Origin of the sequence: Deinococcus rhizophilus, from assembly GCF_030271215.1 — a bacterium.
In the GTDB taxonomy this organism is placed as follows: Bacteria; Deinococcota; Deinococci; order Deinococcales; family Deinococcaceae; genus Deinococcus; species Deinococcus rhizophilus.
This window is the reverse complement of record NZ_JASNGB010000183.1, coordinates 1-6,075: the sequence shown is the minus strand read 5'-3', so window position 1 is coordinate 6,075 and position 6,075 is coordinate 1. Positions and strand designations below refer to the sequence as shown.

General features: G+C 72.3%; 6 protein-coding genes. 2 read left to right on the top strand and 4 right to left on the bottom strand.

Annotation, left to right across the window (positions count from 1 at the left end; all coding sequences use genetic code 11):
* A partial coding sequence (locus QOL99_RS14380) for a phytoene desaturase family protein (protein ID WP_285524830.1) occupies window positions 1-863 on the top strand: 863 nt, incomplete at its 5' end.
* Between the two features lie 27 nt (window positions 864-890).
* On the opposite strand, the gene QOL99_RS14375 is transcribed toward QOL99_RS14380, so the two are convergent.
* From QOL99_RS14375 to QOL99_RS14365, 3 genes are read right to left on the bottom strand one after another with little or no spacing between them, the layout of a single operon-like run.
* Window positions 891-1,163, bottom strand: a complete 273-nt coding sequence (locus tag QOL99_RS14375) for a hypothetical protein (protein WP_285524828.1) — start codon at window positions 1,161-1,163, stop codon at window positions 891-893.
* Window position 1,164: 1 nt separating this feature from the next.
* Window positions 1,165-2,340: a hypothetical protein gene (locus QOL99_RS14370; RefSeq protein WP_285524826.1), complete on the bottom strand. Its 1,176-nt coding sequence runs from the start codon at window positions 2,338-2,340 to the stop codon at window positions 1,165-1,167.
* Between the two features lie 24 nt (window positions 2,341-2,364).
* Window positions 2,365-3,159 (bottom strand): nitroreductase family protein, encoded by a 795-nt coding sequence (locus tag QOL99_RS14365; protein WP_285524824.1) that lies wholly within the window; start codon window positions 3,157-3,159, stop codon window positions 2,365-2,367.
* An 86-nt stretch (window positions 3,160-3,245) separates the two neighbouring features.
* Between QOL99_RS14365 and QOL99_RS14360 the strand changes: the two genes are divergently transcribed.
* Window positions 3,246-4,655 carry a replication-associated recombination protein A gene (locus QOL99_RS14360; RefSeq protein WP_456318863.1) on the top strand — a complete coding sequence of 470 codons (1,410 nt, stop codon included), beginning with the start codon at window positions 3,246-3,248 and terminating at the stop codon, window positions 4,653-4,655.
* Window positions 4,656-4,875: 220 nt separating this feature from the next.
* Here the strand turns inward: QOL99_RS14360 and QOL99_RS14355 are convergent, their stop codons facing one another.
* Complete coding sequence (locus tag QOL99_RS14355) at window positions 4,876-5,895, bottom strand: aldo/keto reductase (protein WP_285524820.1); 1,020 nt, start codon at window positions 5,893-5,895, stop codon at window positions 4,876-4,878.
* Window positions 5,896-6,075 lie beyond the last annotated feature (180 nt).

The window sequence follows — 6,075 nt, the reverse complement described above, 5'->3', positions numbered from 1 at the left end:
TCTCCACGCCGGGAACGGGCGCGGCGGCGCTGGTCCTGGGCACGCTGGCGCACGGGGTGGGCTGGCCCTTTCCGCGTGGGGGCGCACAGGCGCTGACCGACGCGCTGGTGGGTTACCTGCGCTTCCTGGGCGGCGAGGTCGAGACGGGGGTGGACGTGCGGCGCCCGGCGGACCTCCCACCCGCCCGCGCCGTGCTGGTGGATTCCAGTCCCGCCGCGTTGCTGGGGCTGCTGGGAAGCCGGGTGACGCCGGGCTACCGGGCGTGGCTGGAGCGCTACCGCTACGGTCCCGGCCTGCTGAAGCTGGACTACGCGCTGAGCGGCCCGGTCCCCTGGCGCGACCCGGCGGTGGGGCGGGCGGGGACCGTCCATCTGGGCGGCGGGCTGGAGGCGATCACGCGGGCGGAGGCCGAGGTCGCGCGGGGCGTGGCACCGGAGCGGCCCTACGTGCTGGCCGCCCAGCACACCCTCTTCGACCCCACGCGGGCGCCCGCCGGGAGGCATACCTTCTGGGCCTACGCGCACGTTCCGCCGGGCACGCCCGACACCTACGCCGAACAGGTCGAGGCGCAGATCGAGCGGGCCGCCCCCGGCTTCCGCGACCTCGTGCTGGGGCGGCGGGTGACGAACGCGCGGGCGCTCGAAGCCCTCAGCCCGGTGTTCCGGGGCGGGGACGTGAACGGGGGCCGGGGTGATCTGCCCGGCCTGCTGGCCCGCCCGGTGCCCACGCCCACGCCCTACCGCACGCCCGTGCCCGGCGTCTACCTCTGCTCCAGCGCGACCCCGCCCGGCGGGGGCATCCACGGGATGAGCGGGTACTGGGCGGCGCGGGCGGCGCTGGGGGACGTGTTCGGGATGCGGTAGGCGGGCGCCACCCCCCGCCGTCTGCCCTCAGTCCCCCACGAACACCTGCCGCTCGTACCCGCCCGCCGCGTCCTGCCCCGGCAACCCGGCTTCAGCAGCCAGCCGCAACTGCCGCAGCACCAGCGCCAGGGTCGGTCCCTCGCCGTACATTTCCACGGCCTCCCCGGTCAGCAGGAGGTCCAGCCCCCGCGCCCCGTCCACCGTCCGGACGCGAAAGACCCCGCCGTGGGGGTCGGGCAGGCGTTCGACGGTCACACCGGGCGGAAAGCCCTCGCGGGCGATCAGGTCCGGAAAGTCCATCTCAGGCCACCTCTCCGCGCAGGTGCCCCGGGGTCAGCGGTTCACGCAGCAACCGGGCGAATCCGGCGGTCCCCTCGCGGTCCATCCAGCCCCGCACGAGGTCGCCCCCCACGCTGTAGGTGAAGATGTACGCCCGGAAGGTCGGCTGCGAGAGAAAGCGCAGGCTCTGGCGGGCGCGGGCCTCGCTCGCGGGGGCGTAGTGGCGGATGAAGTCGAGCACCTCGGCCTCCGGACGCCCGTCCTCGTGCAGCATCAGCGCGGCCGTACCGCTGACCCGCTTGAGCCCCTCGCGGGCGCGGCCTGCGGCGAGGAACGCCCGCACGTCGTCGGGGTCCAGGCCCGCGAGGGCGGCCAGTTCGCCCGTCAGCCACGCCTCCACCTCCTCACGGCCCATCAGCGCCCGCAGCGCGTTCGTGGCGATGCCCTCGGACACCACGCACTCGGGCGCGTTGATCAGCTGGATGGAATGTTCGAACCAGCCGCGCCCCCGCACCAGCCGCGCCTCCTTGCCAGCGTGCTCGGTGTGGTGGCCGGGGTAGCCCTCGTGCGCGAGAAGGTCGGGCAGGGCGGGCAGCAGCACGGGAAGGTCGGTGTTGAGGTCGATGCGGCTTTGCAGGTTGCCCAGCGGCCAGTTGTAGCCGCTCCAGGGTTTGTCCGTGACCAACCCGATGGAGAAATCCTCGCCCTCCGGCAGCCCGAAGCGTTCGCGGGTGCGCTCCCGCAGCGCGGCGAGGATAGGGGCGGCCACCCGCAGGATGTCGTCCACCGGGACCGCCACCCGCGCCCGCAGCGCCTCCTCGCGCTCCTCCAGCGTCCCGGAGCCAGGGAGCGCCGCGTCCAGGGTCCGCAGGGCCGCGTCCAGCTCCGATTCCTCCGCCCGCACGGGGTCGATGTCGTAGAGGCCGCGCACCTCCTCGGCGTACGGGAGCCTGTCGCCGCGCAGCAGCCGGGTCATCGTGACCATCGCCCGCGCCTGCACGGTCAGGAAGCCGCGCCGGGGGGCGTCCTCCACCCCCGCCACCTCGTCGAGCAGGGCCACCGCCCCCTCGTGCAGCTCGGCGGGGTCGCGTTTCGTCCGGTCGGCCCAGTCCTGGGGGCCGCCGTAACCGTCGATATAGCCTTCCGAGTGCGCGTCGATGGCGTGGGCGAGGCGGATATAGCGTTCAGCGGGGTCCATAGCAGGGAGGATACGGCCCACCCGTTACTCCGTGTCTCCCGGCAGGAAGCCGTGCCCCGCCAGGAAGGCCGCGATCCGGGCCGAGTCGGCGGCGTGGCGGTCGGGGTCGTACTTGTGGGGGCTGGTGTAGAACTGCGCCAGCGACGTGATGCCGCCCTCCTCGGCCTTTGCCCGCAGCCGGGGGTCGGCCATGTAGCGCTCCCAGCCGCGCACCTCGCGCTCGCGGTAGAGGTCGTCGAGCCCGGCCTCGTCCGGCACCCGGTATTCCTCGTCGTGGACGAAGGCCCGCAGCGGCAGGCGGTCGCGCCTGGCGGGGTCCTCGTCGGGCACGCCCACGACGAGGCTGGTGACGGGCACGCAGCTTTCGGGGAGGTTCAGGAACCCGGCAATTTCGGGCATCGCGTTCAGGGTGGTGCCCATGTAGCAGATTCCATACCCGCGCGCCTCGAAGCCCAGGCTCACGCTCTGCGAGAGCAGCACGGCGTCGAAGGCCCCCACGTGGTAGCCCAGCAGGTTGCCGAAGTTGTCCCGCGCCCCGCGCCGCCGCAGCCACGCCCGCGTGCGGTGCCAGTCGGCGCAGAAGGTCAGCACCAGCGGTGCCTGAAGCACGAAGTCCTGCCGCCCGTGCAGCTCGTACAGCCGCCGCTTGCGCTGGGGATCGCGGGTCAGGACCAGCGAATAGCTGTTGAGATTGCCCGACGAAGACGTGCCCGTGATGGCCTCGTGCAGCACCTCGTCGATGATGGCCTGCGGGATGGGGTCGGGCCGGTACTTGCGGATGGAACGGTGCCCGGCGAGGGCCTCGGGGACGGTCTGCATGGGCCGAGTGTAGGGCCGCTACCCCCGGCCCGGCTCCGAAAGGTTCCGCAAGCTTGCTGAGCCCCGTTACGGGTGGACCGCGTCTTATGCTCTGCCCCGTGACCCTCTTCGACCCCCCCGCCCCCCTGGCCGAACGCCTGCGCCCGCGCACCGTCGCGGAGGTCGTGGGGCAGACGCACCTGCTGGGGCCGGGTAAACCGCTGACCCGGCTGCTGGCGTCGGGACGGCTGGGATCGCTGATCCTGTGGGGACCGCCCGGTGTGGGCAAGACGACCCTGGCGCGGCTGATCGCGGGCGAGGTCGGGGCCCACTTCATCGCGCTCTCGGCGGTGTCGGCGGGCGTCAAGGACGTACGCGAGGCCGTCGCCGAGGCCGAGCGGCTCCGGGGCCGGGGCCAGCGCACCATCCTCTTTCTGGACGAGATTCACCGCTTCAACAAGGCGCAGCAGGACGCGCTGCTGCCCCACGTCGAGTCGGGGCTGCTGACCCTGGTGGGCGCCACGACCGAGAATCCCAGCTTCGAGGTCAACCCCGCCCTGCGCTCAAGGGCGCGGACGCTGGTGCTCGAACCGCTCTCGCACGAGGACGTGCGCGGGCTGCTGGAGCGTGCCCTGAGCGACCCGCGCGGGCTGCCGGAGGTGACCGCCCAGCCCGAGGCCCTCGACCTGCTCGCCCGCCTCGCGGAGGGAGACGCGCGGCGGGCGCTCTCCACGCTGGAAGTGGCCGCCACCCTCGCGGACCCGGTGACGCCGGAAGCGGTCACGGAGGCGTTCGGGCGGCATCTGCCCGCGATGGACAAGAACGGCGAGGACTTCTACAACCTGATCTCCGCGCTGCACAAGTCGGTGCGGGGGTCGCACGTGGACGCCTCGCTGTACTGGCTGGCCCGCATGATCGAGGGCGGCGCGGACACGATGTACGTGGCCCGCCGGATCGTCCGCATGGCCGCCGAGGACATCGGCCTCGCGGATCCGCAGGCGCTGCGGCTGGCGGTTGCCGCCCGCGACACGGCGGAGTTTCTGGGCAGCCCGGAAGGCGACCTCGCGCTCGCGCAGGCGGTCGTGTACCTCGCGCTCGCGCCCAAGAGCAACTCGGTCTACGTGGCCTGGAAGAACGCGCTGAACGCCGTGCGCGAGGGCGAAAACCTCCCCATCCCGCTGCACCTCCGCAATGCCCCCACGGTGCTGATGCGGGGGCAGGGCTACGGAAAGGGCTACGCCTACTACTTCGACGACCCGGAGGGCAGCTTCGCGCAGAACTACCTGCCGGACGGCACGCGGCTGAACCTCTACGAACCCACGGGCGAGGGCTGGGAGGCGCGGGTGGCCGAGCGCTGGCGCAAGCTGCGGGAGGCGCACGGGGAGGCGGAGGAGACGCCGGAGGCNCGGCTGAACCTCTACGAACCCACGGGCGAGGGCTGGGAGGCGCGGGTGGCCGAGCGCTGGCGCAAGCTGCGGGAGGCGCACGGGGAGGCGGAGGAGACGCCGGAGGCTTAGAGCATTTGCCATAAGAATGCGGTGGGTTTCCGCATGCGTTGGCCGAGCGGACTTGCAAAGCTGCGCAGCAGAGCGAGCGAATTGAAGAAGAGCATTGGGCATTCGGGGAGGCACCTGGGGCGCCCTTCCCCGGGGGCCGTCATTCTGTCCAATGCTCTAAGCGCAGAAAACCCCTCTCGTGGGGAGAGGGGCCTTGCGAAGCAAGGGGGTGAGGGGCCCCCTACCGCTCCAGTTCCGTCCGCGCCCGCTCCCAGTCGCTCACGCGGCTGATCTCGGCGAGGTCGTCGGGGGTCAGGGTGAGGCTGAGGGTGCCCAGCAGCTCGGTGAGTTGCGCCACGCTGTTCGCCCCGATGATGGGCGCGGTCACGCCGGGCTGGGCGAGCATCCACGCGAGGGCCACCTGCGCGGGCCTCGCGCCGTGGCGGGCGGCCACCGCCTCCAGCGTCTCCACGATGTCGAAGTTGCGGTCGCTGAAGCGGCCCCGCGCGTTGCCCTCGGCCCGCACGCTGTCGGGGAGGGGAGCGCCGCGCCTGTACTTCCCGGTCAGCATCCCGCCGCCCAGCGGACTCCAGGGAATCACCCCCAGCCCGTACTCCACGCAGACCCGCGCCAGCTCGCGCTCGAAGTTGGCCCGCGTGGGCGAGAGCAGGCTGTACTCGGGTTGCAGGCTGACGAAGCTCTCCAGCCCCCTTTGGTCACTCGTCCACAGCGCCTGCATCAGCCGCCACGCCGAGTAGTTCGACGCGCCGAGGTACCGCACGTACCCGCGCTTCACGAGTTCGGTGAAGGCCTCCATCGTTTCCTCGATGGGCGTCTGGTTGTCGATGTAGTGGGCCTGATACAGGTCGATGTGGTCGACCCCGAGGCGGCGCAGGCTGTCCTCGCAGGCCTTGAGAATCCAGCGGCGCGACAGGCCCTCGCGCTGGTGGACGCTCTCCCGCCCCTCGCGCCCGCCCTCCCCCATCGGCCCGCGCACCTTGGTGGCGATCACCATGTCGTCGCGGCGCCCGCGCGACTTCAGCCAGCGCCCGATAATTTCCTCGGAGACGCCGCCTGGGTTGCCGGGGGTCCAGGTGGTGTAGATGTCGGCGGTGTCGATGAAATTGCCGCCCGCCGCGTGGTAGGCGTCCATCAGCTCGAAGGACGCGGCCTCGTCGGCGGTCCAGCCGAACTGCATGGAGCCCAGACCCAGGGGAAAGAGGTGCAGGCCGCTGCGGCCGAGTCTGCGGTAGGTCGTCATGGGAAACCTCGTGGGGGTGGAAGGGGAAAGGGGAGTGCCGGACCCGCTCAGGCTAGCGCGGCGCTGCCTCGCTGCACGCCCAGCGCCGCGTCAGGCCAGCACCGCGTTCAGCTCGTTCCGCAGGCGCTGCGCCGCCTCCCGGCTGGCCCGCACATCCAGGCCGTCCGCGTACCCCACCGC